Origin of the sequence: Vibrio bathopelagicus (assembly GCF_014879975.1) — a bacterium.
Lineage (GTDB): Bacteria > Pseudomonadota > Gammaproteobacteria > Enterobacterales > Vibrionaceae > Vibrio > Vibrio bathopelagicus.
Map to the genome: position 1 here is coordinate 2,938,811 of NZ_CP062500.1, position 22,567 is coordinate 2,961,377.

General features: G+C 44.5%; 20 protein-coding genes. 3 read left to right on the forward strand and 17 right to left on the reverse strand.

The features are described 5' to 3' along the window. Window positions 1–103: 103 nt before the first annotated feature. The 9 genes from deoC to ubiT form a co-directional block, all read right to left on the reverse strand. Complete coding sequence (gene deoC, locus IHV80_RS12970) at window positions 104–880, reverse strand: deoxyribose-phosphate aldolase (RefSeq protein ID WP_004734477.1); 777 nt, start codon at window positions 878–880, stop codon at window positions 104–106. Between the two features lie 521 nt (window positions 881–1,401). Continuing rightward, entirely contained in the window at window positions 1,402–2,664 is a 1,263-nt protein-coding gene (locus IHV80_RS12975) for a NupC/NupG family nucleoside CNT transporter (RefSeq protein WP_192889317.1), read from the reverse strand. A gap of 204 nt (window positions 2,665–2,868) precedes the next feature. Next, window positions 2,869–3,681: a TatD family hydrolase gene (locus IHV80_RS12980; protein WP_192889318.1), complete on the reverse strand. Its 813-nt coding sequence runs from the start codon at window positions 3,679–3,681 to the stop codon at window positions 2,869–2,871. Continuing rightward, window positions 3,662–3,817 carry a DUF5363 family protein gene (locus IHV80_RS12985; RefSeq protein ID WP_192889319.1) on the reverse strand — a complete coding sequence of 52 codons (156 nt, stop codon included), beginning with the start codon at window positions 3,815–3,817 and terminating at the stop codon, window positions 3,662–3,664. The genes IHV80_RS12980 and IHV80_RS12985 overlap by 20 nt, the downstream gene beginning before the upstream one ends. A gap of 98 nt (window positions 3,818–3,915) precedes the next feature. Beyond that, window positions 3,916–5,496 carry a peptide chain release factor 3 gene (gene prfC, locus IHV80_RS12990; RefSeq protein ID WP_012604694.1) on the reverse strand — a complete coding sequence of 527 codons (1,581 nt, stop codon included), beginning with the start codon at window positions 5,494–5,496 and terminating at the stop codon, window positions 3,916–3,918. A gap of 174 nt (window positions 5,497–5,670) precedes the next feature. Next, window positions 5,671–6,126: a ribosomal protein S18-alanine N-acetyltransferase gene (rimI, locus tag IHV80_RS12995; protein ID WP_192889320.1), complete on the reverse strand. Its 456-nt coding sequence runs from the start codon at window positions 6,124–6,126 to the stop codon at window positions 5,671–5,673. Beyond that, entirely contained in the window at window positions 6,119–6,517 is a 399-nt protein-coding gene (locus IHV80_RS13000; RefSeq protein ID WP_192890772.1) for a DNA polymerase III subunit psi, read from the reverse strand. The genes rimI and IHV80_RS13000 overlap by 8 nt, the downstream gene beginning before the upstream one ends. A 155-nt stretch (window positions 6,518–6,672) precedes the next feature. Beyond that, window positions 6,673–7,176 (reverse strand): GNAT family N-acetyltransferase, encoded by a 504-nt coding sequence (locus IHV80_RS13005; protein WP_192889321.1) that lies wholly within the window; start codon window positions 7,174–7,176, stop codon window positions 6,673–6,675. Continuing rightward, entirely contained in the window at window positions 7,160–7,687 is a 528-nt protein-coding gene (gene ubiT / locus IHV80_RS13010; RefSeq protein ID WP_065103009.1) for a ubiquinone anaerobic biosynthesis accessory factor UbiT, read from the reverse strand. The genes IHV80_RS13005 and ubiT overlap by 17 nt, the downstream gene beginning before the upstream one ends. Window positions 7,688–7,944: 257 nt before the next feature. Here ubiT and IHV80_RS13015 point away from each other — a divergent pair, with 257 nt between their 5' ends. From IHV80_RS13015 to IHV80_RS13025, 3 genes are all read left to right on the forward strand, one after another. Further along, complete coding sequence (locus IHV80_RS13015) at window positions 7,945–9,984, forward strand: bifunctional diguanylate cyclase/phosphodiesterase (RefSeq protein ID WP_065103008.1); 2,040 nt, start codon at window positions 7,945–7,947, stop codon at window positions 9,982–9,984. Window positions 9,985–10,196: 212 nt separating this feature from the next. Next, window positions 10,197–11,210: a ubiquinone anaerobic biosynthesis protein UbiU gene (gene ubiU, locus IHV80_RS13020; protein ID WP_192889322.1), complete on the forward strand. Its 1,014-nt coding sequence runs from the start codon at window positions 10,197–10,199 to the stop codon at window positions 11,208–11,210. A gap of 18 nt (window positions 11,211–11,228) precedes the next feature. Further along, window positions 11,229–12,107: a U32 family peptidase gene (locus IHV80_RS13025; RefSeq protein WP_192889323.1), complete on the forward strand. Its 879-nt coding sequence runs from the start codon at window positions 11,229–11,231 to the stop codon at window positions 12,105–12,107. A gap of 85 nt (window positions 12,108–12,192) precedes the next feature. On the opposite strand, the gene IHV80_RS13030 is transcribed toward IHV80_RS13025, so the two are convergent. The 8 genes from IHV80_RS13030 to infB all read right to left on the reverse strand — a co-directional run bounded on the left by IHV80_RS13030 (window position 12,193) and on the right by infB (window position 22,565). Then, window positions 12,193–13,530, reverse strand: a complete 1,338-nt coding sequence (locus tag IHV80_RS13030; protein ID WP_192889324.1) for an MATE family efflux transporter — start codon at window positions 13,528–13,530, stop codon at window positions 12,193–12,195. Between the two features lie 94 nt (window positions 13,531–13,624). Further along, entirely contained in the window at window positions 13,625–14,032 is a 408-nt protein-coding gene (locus tag IHV80_RS13035; RefSeq protein ID WP_029225890.1) for a MarR family winged helix-turn-helix transcriptional regulator, read from the reverse strand. 142 nt (window positions 14,033–14,174) lie between these two features. Continuing rightward, on the reverse strand, window positions 14,175–15,098 hold the full coding sequence (gene nlpI, locus IHV80_RS13040) for a lipoprotein NlpI (RefSeq protein ID WP_192889325.1): 924 nt from the start codon (window positions 15,096–15,098) through the stop codon (window positions 14,175–14,177). A gap of 124 nt (window positions 15,099–15,222) precedes the next feature. Beyond that, complete coding sequence (gene pnp / locus IHV80_RS13045) at window positions 15,223–17,343, reverse strand: polyribonucleotide nucleotidyltransferase (RefSeq protein WP_192889326.1); 2,121 nt, start codon at window positions 17,341–17,343, stop codon at window positions 15,223–15,225. A gap of 379 nt (window positions 17,344–17,722) precedes the next feature. Further along, entirely contained in the window at window positions 17,723–17,992 is a 270-nt protein-coding gene (gene rpsO / locus IHV80_RS13050; RefSeq protein WP_004734493.1) for a 30S ribosomal protein S15, read from the reverse strand. Window positions 17,993–18,373: 381 nt separating this feature from the next. Further along, window positions 18,374–19,327, reverse strand: coding sequence for a tRNA pseudouridine(55) synthase TruB (truB, locus tag IHV80_RS13055; protein ID WP_192889327.1), 954 nt, complete (start codon window positions 19,325–19,327; stop codon window positions 18,374–18,376). Then, window positions 19,327–19,740 carry a 30S ribosome-binding factor RbfA gene (gene rbfA, locus IHV80_RS13060; RefSeq protein WP_017106942.1) on the reverse strand — a complete coding sequence of 138 codons (414 nt, stop codon included), beginning with the start codon at window positions 19,738–19,740 and terminating at the stop codon, window positions 19,327–19,329. Before rbfA ends, truB begins: the two co-directional genes overlap by 1 nt. A 134-nt stretch (window positions 19,741–19,874) precedes the next feature. Then, entirely contained in the window at window positions 19,875–22,565 is a 2,691-nt protein-coding gene (infB, locus tag IHV80_RS13065) for a translation initiation factor IF-2 (RefSeq protein ID WP_192889328.1), read from the reverse strand. Window positions 22,566–22,567 lie beyond the last annotated feature (2 nt).

Below are 22,567 nucleotides of genomic sequence, written 5' to 3' on the forward strand. Positions count from 1 at the left end.
AGTTCATTCCTATGAGCATAGAGGCTCTATGTGATTAGGACGGCCGGCGAACCGGTGAACTTACGCAGTCAACAACGCTGCGGCGTCAAATATGACGAGTAAATTAGTATGCTGCTGGATCAGCAGTCTGGTCTGTCACTTCTAATGTATTAAGAAGGTTAGTTAGTAGGCTTGAAGCACCAAAACGGTAGTGCATGTTGTCTGCCCACTCAGCGCCTAATAGCTCATCAGCCATTGCTAGGTAAGCTTGAGCATCTTCAGCTGTACGAACACCACCAGCTGGCTTGAAACCAACTGTTTTTGCAACGCCCATGTCACGAATAACTTCAAGCATCATGCGCGCGAACTCAGGAGTCGCGTTTACTGGCACTTTACCTGTTGAAGTCTTGATGAAGTCTGCACCCGCTTCGATACAGATTTGAGAAGCTTTCTTGATCAGTGCTTCTTCTTTAAGCTCACCTGTTTCGATGATCACTTTAAGCGTGATATCACCACAAGCTGCTTTACATTGTTTAACTAGCTCAAAGCCAACTTCTTCGTTGCCAGCAATAAGAGCACGGTATGGGAATACTACGTCAACTTCATCTGCGCCGTACGCTACCGCTGCTTTTGTTTCTGCAACAGCAATTTCGATGTCGTCATTACCATGAGGGAAGTTAGTTACAGTCGCAATGCGTACTTCTGGAGTACCTTGCTCACGCAACGCTTTCTTAGCTGCTGGGATAAAGCGAGGGTAAATACAGATTGCAGCGGTGTTGCCAACTGCAGTCTTCGCGTCATGACAAAGCGCCACTACTTTCTCAGTAGTATCGTCGTCATTTAGCGTCGTTAGGTCCATAAGTTTAAGTGCACGTAGAGCTGCTGCTTTTAAATCGCTCATTTCTATCTCCGATCAATATATTCAAATAGTTAACTACTTCGCCTTCCATCCAGTATAGATGGATATTTAGTAATGCTCAGTAGCCACAAATGAACGGACTTGGTTCCCTGAAGACTTGATAACTTTCGCTACCAATTGCAATCCTTGTCACCGCACAGTACCAGTTTGGTCTATGGCACAACAAATCAGTCATGTTGTGTCTAACATCTATAGCGTATCGCTAAGTTTGGCTAAATCCCAGAAGAATAACCTTTAGATAAATCTAAGCGGTTACTTTCTTGCCAACAAGAGACATCCTATCCCTTAAGCTTATACATTATAGGTATCCATCAATAAATTGTAGTGCTCCTTAGAACGCAAACGGTTTGTATCTCAAAAAAACATTCTAGACCCATTTTCAACTCCGAGCATATATTCATGCTCTTGCAAAAAACACGGGGCCTAAAAACAAAAAAGCCCCGCAGCAATTTCTTGCTACGGGGCGATATTATTATGGCGTCTATATATCGATTTCTAACTGATTAGAAAGACAGGAAGAAGCCAGCAATTGTTGCTGCCATCAGGTTAGATAGAGTACCAGCAATAACCGCTTTAACACCCATACGAGCGATGTCGTGGCGACGGCTTGGTGCAATACCACCTAGACCACCTAGAAGAATCGCAATTGAAGAAAGGTTTGCGAAACCACATAGAGCGAACGAGATAATTGCTTGAGTCTTAACAGACATTGCTTGGCCAGTCGCTTCAACGATTTGAGCGTTCTCACCGATGTATGGTACGAAGTTTAGGTATGCAACGAATTCGTTAACAACTGTCTTCTGACCAATGAAAGAACCAGCGATAGTTGCTTCTTCCCATGGAACACCAATGATGAATGCTAGCGGTGCGAAGATCCAACCTAGAAGAAGTTCTAGAGTTAGGTGTTCCATACCGAACCAACCACCGATGCCACCAAGGATACCGTTGATTAGAGCAATTAGACCGATGAATGCTAGTAGCATTGCACCAACGTTAAGAGCTAGTTGTAGACCAACTGATGCGCCACCTGCTGCTGCGTCGATAACGTTAGCTGGTTTGTCATCGCCACCGTCCATTTCGTCAGCGATGTTATCGTCTGGCGTATCTGTTTCAGGCTTGATGATTTTAGCGAATAGTAGACCACCAGGTGCTGCCATGAATGACGCTGCAACTAGGTACTCTAGAGGTACACCCATAGATGCGTAACCTGCTAGTACACCACCAGCTACAGAAGCCAAACCACCACACATTACTGCGAATAGTTCAGAGTTAGTCATTTTAGGAACAAAAGGACGAACAACTAGAGGTGCTTCTGTTTGACCAACGAAAATGTTTGCTGCTGCAGACATAGACTCGGCGCGAGAAGTACCTAGAGCTTTCTGAAGACCACCACCAAGAACTTTGATTACAATTTGCATTACACCAATGTAGTAAAGTACAGAGATAAGTGCAGAGAAGAAAATCAGAGTTGGTAGTACTTGGAAAGCAAAGATGAAACCGATACCGTCAACTGAGAAGTTAACTAGGCTGCCGAATAGGAAACCAGTACCGTCTTTACCGTAGTCGATCACGTTTGCTACACCAGCAGAGAAACCTGCAAGTAGATCACGACCCCAAGGGATGTAAAGTACGAATGCACCAAGTGCGAATTGGATAGCGAAAGCGCCACCCACTGTTCTTAGATTAATAGCTTTGCGGTTGTCAGATAGTAGTACTGCGATTGCAATCAGTGCAACCATTCCGACGAGGCTCATAAACAGGCTCATAGTTTATGACTTCCTTATTAGTTATTTATTGGCGTGTTACAAAATGGGGCTATAAAGCGGAGGCAATTATACTCATGCGACCACTAATAAAGTAATGCCATCCTCACACTTTCGTACAAGATTCATGTACCATTCACACACAAATGTGAGCCAAATCACAAGCTCAATGCAATTTACGCAAACGATAAACAAAAACCTTCGATTTTATTCACATATACCGAATGCACGATGGCTATTTTGCCACATTTGCGCTGCAACCGATTGCTTTGTCTCATTTCTAAGCAAAATAAGTTCATTTAATATCGTAACTAAATGTTTGGAATGATTAACATTTCCTTGGTTTCCGTGCATAGGCATGTCGGGAGCATCGGTTTCCAACACCAAGCATTCAAGGGGCAATTTAGCGATAGTTGTGCGCGTTTTCTGTGCTCTTGGATAAGTTATCGTTCCACCGACGCCAATATAGAAACCGAGCTTGATCCACGCCAAAGCTTGCTGCTCACTCCCCGAAAAGCCGTGAATCACGCCACCCAAAGTGAATTTGTGCTGTTTTATTAGCTCAATAAGTCGGTTGTAAGACTTCCTTTCATGGATGATTAAAGGTAGTTCAAATGCCTTCGCGAGTTCCATTTGTTGGATGAAAAAACGCTCTTGCTTGTCTCTATCTACATCCACAAAGAAGTCGAGTCCGCACTCTCCTATCGCAACACATTGGCTCGTTCTTGAAGAGAGTAATTGGCGAAGTTCCAAAAACTGCTCATCCTCCGCTTGCTCTAAAAAGTAAGGATGGAAGCCTAATGCGTAGTAAACATTGGGGTGAGATTGAGCGATTTCATCAAGCTTCCTCCAATTACTCTGGCCAATAGAAGGAATCAGCAGCTTGTCGACTTGTGCTTGTTTCGCCTCTTTAACGTAACCTTCAATACCTTTATCAAGTGCAATAGTTTGCTCAAAGGTGTCAAAGTCCGCATGGCAATGAGTGTCAAACAGCGGAAATTCACTTAATTGCGGCGTCATTTTCCCCACTCTCTGCTTGTTTTCCTTGAGGATCACGGCGATAAGCCACACAGCTACGCTTGTTCTCAGGCGTTAAGCCAAGCTCTTCGCACCACTTATCGTATTTCTTAATCCAAGCTTTTATCCAACTGAACATACTTGCCTCACGCCTCTAACCTCAAATAACACGTATAAAAAAACGTCTATTGCAGAACAATAGACGTTTTTGTTTAACTCGAATAGAGCGCAGAGTAATTAGTGCTCGCGCGTCGCTCGGAATTGAACTTCTGGGAAACGTTCAGAAGCTAGGTTCAAATTCACCATTGTTGGTGCAATGTAAGACAGGTTATCACCACCATCTAACGCTAGGTTAGCTTGGCTCTTACGTTTGAATTCTTCTAGTTTCTTAGCGTCATCACATTCAACCCAACGTGCTGTTGCAACGTTCACACCTTCGTAAATCGCTTCAACGTTGTATTCCGCTTTTAAGCGCGCTACAACCACATCAAACTGAAGTACACCAACTGCACCAACGATCAGATCGTTATTTTGCAAAGGACGGAATACTTGAACCGCACCCTCTTCAGAAAGCTGAACCAAGCCTTTTAGAAGTTGCTTCTGTTTCAGTGGATCGCGCAGACGGATACGACGGAACAGTTCAGGCGCAAAGTTAGGAATACCTGCAAACTTCAAGCTTTCGCCTTGAGTAAAAGTATCGCCAATCTGGATTGTGCCGTGGTTATGCAGACCAATGATGTCACCAGCGTATGCTTTTTCAGCACGCGCACGGTCACCTGCCATGAAGGTTACCGCATCTGAGATACTCACGTTCTTACCAGTACGAACATGGTTCATCTTCATACCTTGGTCGTAAGTACCCGATACGATACGCATGAATGCGATACGGTCACGGTGTTTTGGATCCATGTTTGCTTGGATCTTAAAGACGAAACCAGAGAACTTTTCTTCAGTAGCTTCAACATCACGCTCATTCGCTTGACGCGTTTGAGGTGCTGGAGCCCATCGAGTTAGGCCGTCAAGCATGTGGTCAACACCGAAGTTGCCCAATGCAGTACCGAAGTAAACCGGAGTCAACTCGCCAGCAAGGAACAGTTCGTGATCAAACTCAGGGCATGCGCCGATAACCAATTCAAGCTCTTCACGAACGCTGCTCGCCAGATCTTCACCGACAGCTTCGTCCAGTTCAGGGTTATCTAGACCTTTGATGATGCGAACTTCTTGGATCTCATGGCCGTGGCCAGATTCATACAAGATCGTTTCATCACGGTGAATGTGGTAAACGCCTTTAAACTCTTTACCACAACCGATAGGCCAAGAGATTGGAGCACAAGCCATACCTAGCTCGCTTTCCACTTCATCTAGCACTTCCATTGGGTCACGAACATCACGGTCAAGTTTGTTCATAAACGTTACGATTGGTGTATCACGTAGACGCGTTACTTCCATCAGTTTACGAGTACGATCCTCGACACCTTTTGCAGCATCGATAACCATCAAACAAGAGTCAACCGCGGTTAGTGTACGGTACGTATCTTCCGAGAAATCTTCGTGTCCTGGAGTATCGAGTAGGTTTACTAGGCAATCGTTGTATGGGAATTGCATTACAGACGTAGTTACCGAGATACCACGTTCTTTTTCCATCTCCATCCAGTCAGATTTAGCGTGCTGGTTAGAGCCACGGCCTTTTACGGTACCCGCTTTTTGAATCGCGTTTCCGAATAAAAGAACTTTTTCAGTAATCGTGGTTTTACCCGCATCCGGGTGAGAGATAATTGCAAACGTTCTACGTTTGCTCACTTCTTGTTGGAAAGACATAGTCGCCCTTTGCTGATCTAAAGCGTAAAAAGGGCAAGTAGATAATACTTGCCCTTGAATTCTGTGTGCGGATTATACAGAAAGCGTGTCACTTTCTAAAGGGTCAGTTTACACCCTATTTTATTACTGATTCTGTGGTTAGCTATCTAGGGTTAGCTAAAAGACATAATATGACTAGCTAAAGGCCAGAAAAAGATAGCTCATAATGATCGCATCTTCATTGCCTTGCTTGGTTGGGTAATAATTACGACGGCGATCGACTTCATTAAAGCCAGCCTTCTCGTAAAGATTGAAAGCATTCACATTACTTTCACGAACTTCCAGCCAAGCACTTTCAGCGTCAGCTTGTTCACACATATCAAGAAAGTGTTCAACTAAAGCTTTGCCGTAGCCTTTACCTTGCTGCTTTGGGTCAACCGCTATCGTCAGCAAAGTAACTTCACCGACAATGTTCTGAGCATAGAAATAACCGACAACCTCTCCATCCACCTCAAGAACACGGTGGCTTCCTCCACGGCTATTAAGATCACGGATCATATTTTCAGACCAAGGATGAGAATGCGCAGCCTGTTCAATCTGCCAAATAGCGTCGAGGTGTTGTTCTGAAGTTGGTAATAATTGATTAGTCATAAGCACAAATTTGTTGCCATAAGTCGCGGCGATGTTGGTTATTACCGTTAATGTCAGACAGTAATGGAGATTGAAGTGTTTTAGCCTTCAGTTCATGGGCAGATTCACAACCAGCAAACCACACCCATTCAACCGAACCTAATTCCACAGCAGATAAATGTTGGGGTTGAAGGTGTAAAGCCTGAGATAAGTCGATCTTGATACTTTTAAGTACGCGTTCAAACATCACGGCGAGATCTTCCTGAGGTTTATCAGGCGAAACCAATAGTAACTTGCAGTCGCTCGATAGCGGAATCAATTCAGATTCGTAGCCAGCCAAGCGCTCTGGGTGACTGAGCTCCCATTGGCTGATGCCCATCTCTTGCAGGTATTGTGCGTGTGTTTGTGACATATCTAGCGGTGTAACCTTAGGTTTGTTGGTATTGGTCTTGTTAGAGCGAACTGAAAAGAAGCTCATTGGGGCTGATACTAACAAAAAATAAAGGAGCATCAAGCTCCTTTATTTAGACTAAATCAGTTTGCATCATATTGCTTAGTGAATAAGGCCTATAAGTCGTTAAACTCAGGGCTATAGGCAATCTTACCCGAACGGTCAGCAAGTACGCCGTCGACTAACTCGATAGCTTGGAAGGCACCTTCAGGTACATCCCAAATGCAGCTAAAGCCAAACTCACTTGCAGCTTTAAAACCAAAACGACCATAGTAAGCAGGATCACCGAGCACAACACAGGCTGGGTAACCAAAATCCACCAAAGTAGAGAAAGCTTCTTCAACCAAAGATTTTGCAATGCCTTGGTTTCTGCACTCTGCTTTTACCGCTAAAGGAGCTAAGCCTTGCCAGTTGTGGTCTTCGCCATCAAGCGTCACAGGGCTGAACATCAGGTGACCAACCACCTCGCCGTCATCTGAACAAGCCACCAGCGACAAGGTTAAATGACTATTCTCACGTAAGCTCATCACCAAGTTAGCTTCTGCATCCGTTTCAAAAACAGATTTCAATAAACGATCAATGACAAGTATATCTGCCGGTGCTTCAGTTCGAATAAGCATTCATTACCTCACTTTGTGTATCTGGGGATTGTACTCCCTTCTGCACAAAATCAGCTAATTGATTTAACAAAGTTTTCATCGGAGTCGGCAATAAGTCCAAATCTACGCTATCCATCAAGTTTTTGACTTCTAAACCCAGTTCAGTATCACCCTCAATCGACAGTCTACGCTGGAAAAAAAGCGTATCTGGGTCTTCTTTACGCCCTGCAATAAGCACAAGATCATTAAGGTTACCGCTAAAGCTTACATCTTCAGAAACCTCTTTATCAGCTACAACTAGTTGCTCATTTTGGTAGCTAATACACCAACTTAATCCCATATCTTTGATCGAAACTTTAAGCCACTTATCTTCAAGGAACTCAAAGTCACCGTCTTCTAGAGCTTCTTTGAATACACTTTTCAGCGCCTCCAATAAGGCTCTTTTTTGTACTGTTTTAGGCAATAACTGGACTGGAGATCGCAAAATTGATGCGGCATTTTGAACTAGTTGAGTGCGAATCTTGTTTATCACGTGACTTATCCGTAACTTTGTTAATAATATGGAATGCATCATAAATGATGTTAAAAACTCAGTTACTGTTATGTATCAAATTTACTCCTCTTTGATACTCGACCTTTAATATCCTGAAAATCACAGTTATAGTAACTCAGGTAATGAGAATTACAGCGAATCGCTGCGCTCACAGGTAGATACCGATAATTACACACAAGTAATAAGTATTTATCTATAGTGAATATTCAAGCTCTTGGAGAATTGGTAGTACTTTGATGCCTCCCCAGCAACTACAACATTGGTTTACTCAGTTAACTGCAAACAGCCCGTTCTTTTTTGCAGTTCTTGATGCTCAACATAATTACCTTATGGTTAATGAGCGTTACTGTGATATTGCTGGTTTAACTCAAACTGAGCTTACTGGCATGAATGATCGCCAAACCTTAGGCGAGCAATTCTACCAACACCTAAAGCCTTATTATGAGCGCGCATTCAATGGTGAAGCAATTGAAGCTGAAGTCACTCTCAACGAGACTGACCTCGATACTAGCCTTCATTTCAGCCTTGCCCCCCTCACTAATGGCAACAAAACCGATTACATCGTATTTCACGCCTTTGACACCTCAGAAAATCAAGTCCTCGTTCGCTCTCTAGAAGAATCTGAAGCGAAGTTCCACAAGCTATCTCAACTGCTGCCAGACGGCCTGCTTTTGGTTGAGAACGACTACATTTTGTCATCTAACCCAGCGGCAGCAAGATTACTTGGTTTCAACTCACCCTCAGAGTTGCTAGGTGAAGAGCTAGGCCGTCTGTTTATCGATGAACAAACCAAAACTGTCTTCAACAATAGGCTGAGTTCTATTATTTCCGAGTCGGGTTTGGTTTGTTTAACCGGGGCTCGATGTGGCTTTGAACGTAAGGTTCAACTTCATATCGATTCGACCGCTGTGCTAGGAAACAGTACACAATTAGTACTTATCCAAGATGCACAGGAAACAGCAAAACAGTTTACTCCGGCAAACAGTGAAGATGCCTATATTGATGCGCTCACCAAACTCTACAATCGAGTAGGGTTTACCAAGCGCCTTGAGCAATTCATTCACAACAACACACCCGTTGTGATGCTCTACTTAGACATTGATAACTTCAAGAATATCAATGATTCTCTGGGTCACCACATCGGTGATAAGGTCATCAAAGAAGTGGCTTCACGCCTAAAGCGCCTACTCCCTCGTCAAGCGGTAGTCGGCCACCTTGGTGGAGATGAATTTGGTATCATCCTGCCAGAGCCGGAACATCAACGAACACCGGAAGCCTTATCTGAAAAGATCATTGCTCTGATCAATCAACCCTTCGATCTTCACCATTTCAGTAAACGCTTAGCCTGTTCTATCGGCAGCGTGAGCTTTCCTCAAGACGGCACAGATGCACGAATCCTGCTGCAAAACGCCGATACCGCGATGTATGAAGCTAAAGATCGTGGTCGTAATCGTCTGATTAAGTTCAACGAGCAGATGAACAAAGAAGCGCGTATGCGACTTTGGCTTGAGATAGAGCTTCAGAAGGCATTGCAACAAAACGGACTCGAGGTTTGGTATCAGCCAAAGGTGAATGCCCGTGATTTCACCATCAACGGCGCAGAAGCTCTGGTTCGTTGGAAGCACCCTGTTGAAGGTTACATCAGCCCTGCCGCATTTATCCCAGTTGCGGAACGTGCAGGCCTTATCGAACAACTTGGGCGTGTGGTGATGCGTGAAGTATTTGCGACGGTTAAGCGTTGGAAAATGCAAGGCATCCTTCCAGGACGTGTCGCAATCAACCTTTCTCCAGAACAGTTTGGTAATCCAAAGCTGATTGATTACGTTGAAAAATTACTCCGTTCAACAGAGCTTGATCCAAGCGCGATTACGTTTGAATTGACAGAAAGTGCAGTGATGAGTGACAGTGATCACACGCTACAAATGCTCAACGCTATCAAGAAGCTCGGATTCGCCTTGTCCATCGATGACTTTGGTACAGGCTATTCATCGCTGTCTTACCTAGCTCGCTTCCCGATTGATGAGCTCAAAATTGACCGTGCTTTTATCTCTGATATCGATACGCTACCAAAGCAAATCACCGTAATCGAAAACATCATCAACCTTGGTAAATCTCTCGATTTAACCGTGGTTGCAGAAGGTGTCGAAACCAGTGAGCAAGCAACTCTGCTTTCTAACCTCAACTGTAGTTCCATTCAAGGTTTCCACTTCTATCGACCACAGCCGAAACAAGATGTTGAAGAGCTATTCGCACAAAACCGCCGCCACAAGAACTAGCGAAACAATACAAATTGGCTTCGTTATGAAAACAAGCCAAACCATAATAATTCGCTAACCTAAAACGACTCAAGACACAAAAGCGTCACTCGTCAGTACCTCAAACGGAGTAAAAGCAGATTTATCCATCTAAACCTGCCTTACATCAATTCCGTCATTCATAATTCTTCATAAAATGCCCGCTTCAATTTCATTCTACTGGTAGTGAGCAAATGGAACTCTTATGCCCAGCGGGTAACTTACCTGCTTTGAAAACCGCCATTGATTGCGGTGCGGATGCTGTCTATATCGGATTCAAAGACGATACCAATGCCCGACACTTTGCAGGCCTTAACTTTGCGGGTAAAAAGCTCGATCGTGCCGTGCAATACGTGCATGACCGCAACAAGAAAATTCACGTTGCCTTAAATACTTTTGCTCACCCAAATGGTTTCGAACGTTGGACTAATGCCGTAGACAACGCGGCAGCACTGGGTGTTGATGCGCTGATCATCGCAGATATTGCGGTTCTTGAATACGCAGCAAATAAATACCCGGATCTAGAACTGCATCTATCTGTACAAGCTTCTGCGACCAATGCGGCTGCAATCGACTTCTACCACAAGAACTTCAATGTAAAGCGTGTGGTATTGCCTCGTGTATTGTCGATTCATCAGGTCAAACAGCTTTCTCGTAACATCACCTCTGACGTTGACCTTGAAGTATTCGCTTTCGGTAGTTTGTGCATCATGGCTGAAGGCCGTTGCTACCTATCTTCATACATGACCGGTGAATCCCCTAACACGGTGGGCGCTTGTTCTCCGGCGAAATATGTACGCTGGCAAGAAACAGAAACAGGCCTAGAATCGCGCTTGAATGAGATCCTTATCGACAAGTACGTAGCAGGCGAAAACGCGGGCTACCCAACACTGTGTAAGGGCCGTTTTGAAGCGGATATCGATGGCGAACGTAAGCGATACCATGCACTTGAAGAGCCGACTAGCCTTAATACACTCTCAATGCTTCCAGAGCTATTTTCGGCCAACGTGGCTTCAGTAAAAATCGAAGGCCGCCAACGTAGCCCGGCTTATGTTGAACAGGTGACTCGTACGTGGCGTGCGGCCATTGATCGCTACTTAGCGAACCCAGAACAATACCAAGTAGAGCAAGCTTGGAATGCGACACTGGCGAACGTATCTGAAGGCACACAAACTACCCTTGGTGCTTACCACCGTAAATGGCAATAGCGCCAAATGGAGAACTCAATGAAATACGCATTAGGCCCTCTACTCTACTTTTGGCCAAAACAGGACGTTGAAAGCTTCTATGAGCAAGCAAAGTCTAGCTCTGCCGACATCATCTACCTTGGTGAAGCTGTGTGTTCAAAACGCCGTGAGATGAAAGCGAAACACTGGATGGATATTGCCAAAGAGCTGTCTGCTTCAGGTAAGCAAGTGGTGCTATCGACTATGGCGTTGTTGGAAGCGCCAAGCGAAATTAACATCATGAAGAAGTACATCGACAACGGCGACTTTGCGATTGAAGCCAACGACGTATCGGCAATTCAATTAGCCAGCGAAAGCAAAGTACCGTTCGTTGTCGGCCCAGCGGTAAATACCTACAACGCGCGCACGCTGAACCTGTTCTTGAAGCAAGGTATGACGCGCTGGTGTATGCCGGTTGAGTTATCTCGTGAATGGCTGAGCAACGTAATGACACAATGTGAAGAGCTTAATATTCGTAATAAGTTCGAAGTCGAAGTGTTTAGCCACGGCTACCTGCCGCTTGCTTACTCAGCTCGCTGCTTTACCGCTCGCGCTGAAAACAAAGCCAAAGACGATTGCGAAACCTGCTGCATCAAATACCCGACAGGTCTGCAAGTCGATAGCCAAGAAGGTCAGTCTGTTTTTAACCTTAACGGCATCCAAACCCAATCAGGTTACTGCTACAACTTAGTTAATGATCTACCAAGCATGCATGACTTGGTCGATGTGGTTCGTTTGAGCCCGTTAGGTCTCGATACCTTCTCTGAGATCAACAACTTCAAAGCCAATGAGCATGGTCAAAAACCAATGACTATTGAAAGTCGTCAATGTAACGGATACTGGCACCAACTTGCAGGTTTAGAAGTTAAGAACATCTAACTCATTTCATTGAGCCAATCAGTAACAGATACTAAAAGGTCTAGCATTCGCTAGACCTTTTATCATTCAGTTTAAGAAAAACGACCTACACCGTCGCGGTTTCCAGCGGCGCAACATCGAGCTTCTTTACGTCTTTGTAGAGCATGATCATAACAACTACGCTTAACGCGATATTGGACAATGGGTACGCAATCCAGATCCCCGGCACACCGTACAACTTAGGCATAATGTACAAGAACGGTAATTGGATAAGCATGTTACCTATCGTCACAAACATCGCCTTACTGCCCTTGTTCACCGCTTGATAGTAAGCACCCGCTACCACTAAGAAGCCATCAAGCGCCAATGCAAACATGTGTAGTCGAATACCTAACACGGTGTACTCTACCAGCTGAGGTTCATCCGAGTTAAAGACGGAAACAAACTCACGTGGGAACGCGTTCAGCAGCAATACAAACGCCACACCAATCAAGACAGAGCTCACCATCGCAATCTTCAATAACTTACGAATATTCGCTTGATTACGAGCACCATGGTTGTAACTCACTAAAGGCTGCATACCGTTCGCGATACCTTCCGCGGTGAGATAATAAACCGTCACGATGTAGCCCAAAATAGCATAAGCACCAATCATCAACTGGTCGCCATATTGAGAGAACAACGCATTATGCAGCGCTACCATCATCGAACCATAAGCGTACATAAAGAAGCTCGATGTACCAATGGCGAAAATTTCAGGAATAACCGATAACTTCAATCTCAGTTCATTCCAACGTAAACGCAAGTTTGCTCGACGTGAGAAGAAGTAAGCTAGGCCCAGACCTGTTACCACAAACTGAGCAATTGCGGTTGCCAATGCAGCACCTTTCAACTCCCAACCAAACTGAGCGATAAACAGATAATCCAGTACAATATTGATCACCGCACCGACAATCATCAATATGGTGGCTAAGTTCGGGCTGTCATCGTTACGCAGTAGAAACGGCATCGCAATAGAGCCTAAGGTAAAGATACTTGCGCCAATTAGGATATGTAAGTACTGCAGACCAAGCTCATACACTCGACCTTCCGCCCCCTGCCAAAGCAAAAAGTTATCAGCGAACAGGAACAACAATCCAGAGACAATTGGCGTTATCGCCAATAGCAAGGTTAGACCCGTAGCTAAGATCTGCTTGGCGCCTTTGGTGTCTTTTTCACCTTGGCGAATCGAGACAAGAGCACCCGTACCCACGCCCACTAACATACCAATGCCGAGAATCGAACCAATAACAGGCCACGCGACGTTAATACCCGCAAGTCCATCAGCACCTACATAGCGGCCGATAAAGATGCCATCTACCACTTGGTAAAGGCCATTAACCAACATAGCCGCTACGGTAGGAATTGTGTATCGCCAGAATTGACGACTAATTGAGTTACTCATTTCTTACTCTACTTTCTTTCATCTATTGAGCCGCACTAAAATGAGATACGACTCTAAAAATTAGTTAACAAGGCTAACTAAATATTTAAACTAATTACTTCAACGCTTTATCTAACAGTTGATTCAACAGTTGAGATTCTTGCTCAGATAAACGGCTCTCAAGCGTTTGTGCCATCACCTGATAAATCTTGCTCTCTTCTTCTAAACCAATTTCAGCTTTCTTGGTTAAGATGACCAATTTAGAGCGAGCATCCTCTAGCGAAGCTTGGCGTTCTACTAGCCCTTTTCTTTCTAGCCTTTGAACCATAGTCGTGGCTGAAGGTTTTGTCACCTGCATCTCAATAGCAAGATCTGTTAGCCGAATAGGCTCTGGTGAAGCTTGAATGACCTTCAAATAATCGTACTCATTGAAGCTCAATTGGCAGATAGGATCTTCATTCACTTGAGTTCGCCATATCTTAGAAGCAAAGCGTTCAATTTTTTCTAGATTCTGATCCAACATAGATTTCCAACCACAGAATTTACATTTAGTTAGCAAGACTAACTATTTTAATGTTGTTTGATTTAAAATCAACCAAAAACTAAATAACGCGCATAAAAAAACCGCTGACTGGCAGCGGTTTTTAGTATTCTTACTATGTCACTTACTTAGCGTTAGCTTCTTCTTCGGCAGCGGCCAACTTAGCTTGCGCTAAATGTTCAGCCTTAAGCGTGCTAAAAATACGGCTTAACTCTAAGAAAGAGTAACGATGTTCTACGTACTCATACACGTTAAAAGAAACCGCTAACTTGTACAAAGAGATAGCATTCGCGTAATCACCATTCATGTGGTGACGCTTAGCAAGGTAGAAATACGTTTCAGTCAGGCGTTGAGCTAGGAGCGTGTTGTCACGAGTCCCCGTTAGGATAGCTTTGAACGCCTGCTCTTCAGTAATATCTTCAAGCATGATCGCAACTAATACCCATCCCCACTGTTCATCACGACTCTCGTAACGCACTTGCAAATCAAGTTTCGCTTGTTCTGGCGTGAGTTCATGTTGAATGATGTAAAGCCATAGAGCGCGAAACGGATCGCTCGGATCATCGGCGTAGTGCTTCATCATCTCTTCATTGGCTAGGTCATAGCGCTCGCCATAGTAGAGTGCGATAGAGCGATTTCTTTCTGCATATGAGTTTGCAGAATCAAGCTCTAACGTAGAATCAAAAGATTCATAAGCGGCATCAAACTCCCCTACTTGCGTAAAGTAAACACCCAAAAGGTTGAAGATATCAGGTTGAGCGGGGTTCAATGAAAGAGATTGGTTGAAGTCAAGGCGCGCTAAGTCACGCAGACCAACACTGTCGTAGTAATTACCACGTTCAAACAGCATCTTAGCTCTAACTTCATCGTTCAAATCTGGGCGCTGTAATAACTGACTAAGGCGCGCTATTTGCACTTCTTGCTGGACACTTGGTTGAAGCGGTACAGCCATTGGTGGATAAACCCAACGTGAGGTGTTATCTGATGTTGTCGCACAACCAGTTAGTACAAGCAGTAAACACATACTCGCGGTTTGAAACCATTTCACAAATAATTACTCCTGTTATGACCGCAATAAAAAAGGGGAGCGATATGCTCCCCTTTATAACATGCTTTTTTACCAATGGGTTAGAAATCACTAAAAAGCGATAGTCCCATTAATAGACTAAGAATTACTCAGCAGCAGGTGCTTCGCCTTCAGCAGGCGTTTCAACTGCTTCTTTCATGCTTAGACGTACACGGCCTTGACGGTCAATTTCAAGAACCTTAACTGGTACTTCTTGACCTTCAGTTAGGTAGTCAGACACTTTCTCAACACGCTTGTCAGCGATTTGAGAGATGTGTACTAGACCATCTTTACCTGGAAGGATAGTAACGAATGCACCGAAGTCAGCTAGACGAGCAACTTTACCTTGGTAAATGCGGCCAACTTCAACTTCAGCAGTGATCTCTTCGATACGACGGATAGCTTCTTGAGCAGCTGCGCCTTCAGTAGCAGCAATCTTGATTGTGCCATCGTCTTCGATTTCGATTGTAGTACCTGTTTCTTCACAAAGAGCACGGATAACTGCGCCGCCTTTACCGATAACATCTTTGATCTTATCAGAGCTGATTTTCATTGTGTGGATACGTGGAGCGAATTCAGAGATATCTTCACGAGCACCAGAGATAGCTTCATCCATTACAGAAAGGATGTGCTTACGTGCACCTTGCGCTTGGTTAAGAGCAATTTGCATGATCTCTTTAGTGATACCTTCGATCTTGATGTCCATTTGAAGTGCAGTGATACCAGCGTTAGTACCTGCTACTTTAAAGTCCATGTCACCTAGGTGATCTTCGTCGCCAAGGATGTCAGAAAGAACAACGAAATCGTCGCCTTCTTTAACAAGACCCATTGCGATACCCGCAACAGAAGCTTTGATTGGAACACCAGCATCCATAAGTGCTAGAGATGTACCACATACAGAAGCCATTGAAGAAGAACCGTTAGATTCAGTGATTTCCGATACAACACGAACTGTGTATGGGAATTCATCAACAGAAGGCATTACTGCTTGGATACCACGTTTAGCAAGCTTACCGTGACCAATTTCACGACGCTTAGGAGAACCAACGAAACCAGTCTCACCTACACAGTATGGAGGGAAGTTGTAGTGTAGAAGGAAGTTGTCTTTCTTCTCACCCATTAGGCTGTCGATGATTTGTGCATCACGTTGTGTACCAAGCGTTGCAGTAACAAGTGCTTGAGTTTCACCACGAGTGAATAGAGAAGAACCGTGTGTACGTGGAAGAACACCAGTACGTACGTCTAACGCACGAACCATGTCTTTTTCACGGCCATCGATACGTGGGTTGCCAGCAATGATGCGGCTACGTACTACGTTTTTCTCTAGAGAACCAAGCATGCCGCGGATTTCGCGCTCATCTAGGTTTTCGTCTTGAGCTAGAAGAGCAGCAACCGCTTCAGTTTTGATTGCGCCAACTTGCTCGTAACGAGCCATTTTCTCAGTGATCTGGTACGCGTCAGATAGACGAGTTTCAGCTAGTTCAGCAACACGAGCTTTAAGCTCAGTGTTAACTGCTGGCGCTTCCCAGTTCCAAGATGGAGTTGCAACTTCAGCTGCAAATTCGTTGATCGCTTTGATTACAACTTGTTGTTGGTCGTGACCGTAAACAACAGCTGAAAGCATTTCTTCTTCAGATAGGTTATCTGCTTCAGATTCAACCATTAGTACTGCGCCTTCCGTACCAGACACAACTAGGTCTAGTTTAGAGTTTTCAAGCTCAGTATTTGATGGGTTAAGAACAAGTTCGCCGTCGATGTGACCAACACGTGCAGCACCGATAGGACCATTGAATGGAGCACCAGAGATAGCAAGCGCAGCAGACGTTGCGATCATAGTGATCATGTCTGGGTTTACGTCAGGGTTGATAGAAACAACCGTAGCGATAACTTGAACTTCGTTTTTAAACGCACTTGGGAAAAGTGGACGAATTGGACGGTCAATCAGACGAGCTGTTAGCGTTTCGCCTTCAGAAGGACGACCTTCACGCTTGAAGAAACCACCAGGGATTTTACCCGCAGCGTATGTACGCTCTTGGTAGTTAACTGTTAGAGGGAAGAAATCTTGGCCCGCAACAGCTTCTTTCTTAGCAACAACAGAAACGAATACTGATGTATCGTCCATAGTCGCCATTACAGCAGCAGTAGCTTGACGTGCCATTACGCCCGTTTCTAGAGTAACGGTGTGGTTACCGTACTGGAACGATTTTACAACTGGTTTTTCAAACATTGTATATCCTTAGCTCTAAAGTCATGACTTTAGATTAAGTGAAGAATGACTCAAGATATTACCAATCGCGACTAGTGAAAAGAGACTTGGGAATGATGCTTCTTTGTATGAGTTCATACGCCGAATTAAGACCAAATCCGCCTTTGAATAGTCGCGACCTATTGGCCGACATCTGTGACTGTAACGTCTTGAGAGGTTGATTGCCCGGCGTTGAAAACGCATAGGCGGGCGTAGTATAAACTATTTTTATTAGGAGAGGTATTTCCTATCAGAAAAAGCCAGATGATATTCTGTGCATCCGGCCAAACATTTTCTTACAGGCACAAAAAAAGGAGCATAAATGCTCCTTTTCTTCAAACTGTCTTTGCAGACATCGCTATTAGCGACGTAGGCCTAGACGCTTGATTAGGTCTTGGTAACGAGTAAGGTTTTTGCCTTTCAAGTAATCAAGAAGCTTACGACGGCTAGAAACCATACGTAATAGACCACGACGGCTGTGGTGATCGTGTTTGTGCGCTTTGAAGTGACCTTGTAGGTGGTTGATAGAAGCAGTAAGTAGTGCTACTTGTACTTCTGGTGAACCTGTGTCGCCTTCAGATTGTGCGTATTCTGCAACGATTGCTGCTTTAGTTTCTGCATTCAGAGACATAAATCTCTCCTGATAAGAGTAAGTTTATATTTGTAGCAGCCAATCTCTGATTCAGCCGCTACGCGAGCCGAGGATTATAGGGAAGTTTACGAGTTGGTGCAATAACAATCGAACTGATGAAAAACGAAAAAAGCGAACCATTAAAATTAAGGGCTCGCTTTCTATATTATTTACTCGTCTTTCACGACTCAGCGTTAATATCAGACTCGATTTAATACCAATCACAGTAAGTAAGTGATCAAAAATAGCGTAGGAAAAAGGCTTGAGAACAAGGCAGAAATTTTCGATAAGTAGTTATTCTACAATCCAAATTTATAACGACGTTATCGAGCATTTTAACAAGCTAGGATGACCAGTTATTTACTACGATTGGTACAGGCACTACGCTTGTGGCTCTTCATCTCTGAAAACAACCAAACGTTTCGGTGCAACTCGGCCATCTTCAGCAATTTGAGCAACGCCAACAAACAGCTTCTCTTCACCGCTTGTCATGCGAACTGTACCTTCAGCAGGAGCGCCTGAGACTTGAACGGGCATACCGTGCTGAACAAGATCAGTCAGTTCCGCATTCAAGTTAACTTCAGGTAAGTCTTCTACAGCCGTGTCCATTGGCATTAGCAATGGATCAAGCAACTCTTTAGGTGCAATTTCTTGCGCTTGTGCTTGTTCTAGAATTTCGTTCAGCTGCTCTAATGTAACCATGCGTTCATACGGATACTTTGCAACACCAGTACGACGAAGCATTGTCACGTGAGCACCACAACCTAGCATTTCACCAAGATCATCGGTGATCGTACGGATGTAAGTACCTTTAGAACAATGCACTTCCATCTCAACTTCATCACCTTCAAAGCGAAGTAGCTCAATAGAATACACCGTGATTTTGCGAGACTCACGAGGAACCTCGATACCTGCACGTGCATATTCGTACAAAGGTTTACCTTGATACTTCAATGCTGAGAACATTGAAGGAATCTGGTCGGTTTCACCTTTGAAGCTTGCAATGCAGCGTTCAAGTTGCTCTTGAGTCACGTTGATTTCACGCGTTTCAACCACTTCACCATCAGAGTCTGAGGTGTTGGTACGCTCACCAAGCTTAGCTATAACAACATAGCGCTTATCAGAATCTAATAGAAACTGAGAAAACTTCGTTGCTTCACCAAGACAAATTGGCAGCATGCCAGTCGCAAGAGGATCCAGAGCACCGGTGTGCCCTGCTTTCTCTGCAAAGTAAATACGTTTTACTTTTTGCAGTGCATCATTAGATGAAATACCTGTCGGCTTATCTAACAGAATTACCCCGTTTATAGGGCGACCTTTACGACGGCGAGCCATTACTCTTCGTCCTTAGACTGAGTATCCTCAGTACGGCCTGCTTCTTCTTGCTTACGCTTGTCGTCGTTCAATACTTCGCTTACTAGGTTAGACATACGCATGCCTTCAACCAAAGTGTTGTCGTAAGTAAAGCGAACTTCAGGCGTTAGACGGTGACGAATACGTTTACCAAGAGCCATACGAACTGGCACTTCATGCTCTTTAAGAGCAGCAAGACATGATTCAGGTGTTTGCTCACCGATACATAGGAAAGTCACGAACACTTTTGCGTATGCAAGGTCACGAGACACTTCTACATCTGAAATAGTTACCATACCAATGCGTGAGTCACGAACTTCACGTTGTAGGATAAGTGCTAGCTCTTTTTGAAGCTGCTGAGACACACGTTGTGTGCGGCTAAATTCTTTTGACATTTTCTTTTCTCACTTAGAAAGATGGGGGGCTTGGTAATTACCAGCCCCCCATGGTGTATTCAACAACCGATTACTTATTACCTTTACTAGTAATGTTAGTAACCTTAGTCAATATGTCGAGTCGTACAGACTGATTAGTCTAGAGTACGTTTAACTTCAACAATTTCGAATACTTCGATCTGGTCACCAACGCGAACGTCGTTGTAGTTCTTAACGCCGATACCACACTCGTAACCATTTTTAACTTCTTGAACGTCATCTTTAAAGCGACGAAGTGACTCTAGTTCACCTTCGTAGATAACAACGTTTTCGCGAAGTACGCGGATTGGGTTGCTACGCTTAATCGTACCTTCAGTAACGATACAACCAGCGATTGCACCAAGTTTAGGCGACTTAAATACGTCACGAACTTGAGCAAGACCAATGATCTCTTGACGGAATTCAGGAGCAAGCATACCGCCCATCGCCTGTTTCACTTCGTCGATCAGTTGGTAAATGATTGAGTAGTAACGTAGATCTAGGTTTTCATTCTGAACAGTACCACGCGCAGTTGCGTCAGCACGTACGTTGAAACCAAGGATGATAGCGTTAGAAGCTGCTGCAAGCGTTGCATCAGTTTCCGTAATACCACCAACACCAGAACCTACGATGTTCACTTTAACTTCGTCAGTTGACAGTTTCAGTAGAGAGTCAGCAATCGCTTCTACAGAACCTTGAACGTCAGCTTTAAGTACAACGTTAAGTTCAGCAACTTCACCAGCCGTCATGTTCGCGAACATGTTCTCTAGTTTCGCTTTTTGTTGGCGAGCTAGTTTAACATCACGGAATTTACCTTGACGGTAGTTTGCAACTTCACGAGCTTTACGCTCATCACGTACAACCGTTGCTTCATCACCTGAAGCAGGAACGCCAGAAAGACCTAGAATTTCTACAGGGATAGATGGACCTGCAGTTTCGATGTCTTTACCGTTTTCATCACGCATTGCACGAACACGGCCGTATTCTTGACCACAAAGAACGATGTCGCCTTTGTTTAGAGTACCAGACTGTACTAGTACTGTTGCAACTGGACCGCGACCTTTATCAAGACGAGATTCAACAACAACACCAGATGCCATGCCTTCTTTAACCGCTGTAAGCTCAAGAACTTCAGACTGAAGAAGGATAGCTTCTAGAAGACCATCGATGTTTGTACCCTGTTTTGCAGAGATGTGAACGAAGATGTTCTCACCGCCCCATTCTTCAGGGATAACGTCGTATTGAGCTAGCTCATTCTTAACGTTGTCTGGGTTTGCACCCTCTTTATCGATCTTGTTCACAGCAACAATCAGAGGAACGCCTGCCGCTTTCGCGTGCTGGATTGCTTCGATTGTTTGTGGCATTACGCCATCGTCTGCTGCAACAACAAGTACAACGATATCTGTCGCTTGAGCACCACGAGCACGCATAGCTGTAAACGCCGCGTGTCCAGGAGTATCAAGGAACGTGATCATGCCGTTGTCAGTATCTACGTGGTAAGCACCAATGTGCTGCGTGATACCGCCAGCTTCGCCAGAAGCAACGTGTGCTTTACGAATGTAATCAAGTGTAGAAGTTTTACCGTGGTCAACGTGACCCATGATAGTAACAACAGGAGCACGACCTTCTGCGATAGCATCGCTATCACGGTCAGCTAGCACTGCTTCTTCTAATTCGTTTTCTTTGCGAAGGATAACCTTGTGGCCCATTTCTTCAGCAACAAGTTGTGCTGTTTCTTGGTCGATCACTTGGTTGATAGTCGCCATAGCGCCCATCTTCATCATCACTTTGATAACTTCAGTTGCTTTAACTGACATTTTGCTAGCCAGTTCAGAAACAACGATAGTTTCGCCGATAGCAACATCAGATTTAGCAACAGTTGCTGACTTATCGAAGCCTTGCTGCATTGAAGTTGGTTTAGCAAGCTTACCTTTACCGCCACGACCACGTTGGTTACGACCACCACGGTTGTTGCCAGGTTGAGCTGCTGGAGCAGGTTTCTTCTTGCGACGACGAGGAGCTTTCTCATCTTTTTTATCAGCCGCATCTTCTGCTTCACGAGCATAAGTAGAAGTAGTCACATGGTAATCCGCAGATTTCTCTTGCTCTTTCTTCTTCTTCTCTTCTTCAGACCAACGTTCTTGGTTTTCTTCTGCTAACTTACGAGCCTCTTCAACAAGCTTAGCTGCTTCAGCTTCTGCTTTACGAGTTGCTTCTTGCTCTTGACGAGCTTTTAGTTCATCCGCTTCTTTTTTCACTTGTGCGTTAGCGTCTGCATTTTTTGAATTCATGTCTTTTTTAGCCTTATCAGCTTGTGCGCGTTGAGCCTTCTCTTCAGCTTCACGTTTTGCATCCGCTTCACGTGTTACTTTTGCTTCGGCTTCGCGCTGTGCTTTCTCTGCAGCATCACGTTTCGCTTGCTCTTCAGCATCGCGTTGTGCTTTCTCTTCCGCTTCACGATTAGCTGCATCCTCAGCCTCACGTTTCGCTTCATCTTCAATAGCGCTGCGCTTCACGTAAGTACGTTTTTTACGTACCTCTACTTGAACATCCTTACTCTTACCGCCTCCAGCGGCAACACTTAGCGTGCTGCGGGTCTTGCGTTGAAGAGTTAAACGAGTCGGTTCTGTTTCACCTGAAGTATCGCCGTGCTCCTTTTTAAGGTGCGTTAGCAATGTTTGCTTCTCTGAATCAGTCACTTGATCCGACCCTGCTTTCTTCATGCCTGCATCAGCAAGTTGTTCAATTAAGCGGTCAACTGGCGTACCAATCTCTTCACTCAGTGCTTTAACTGTTAATTGTGTCATAC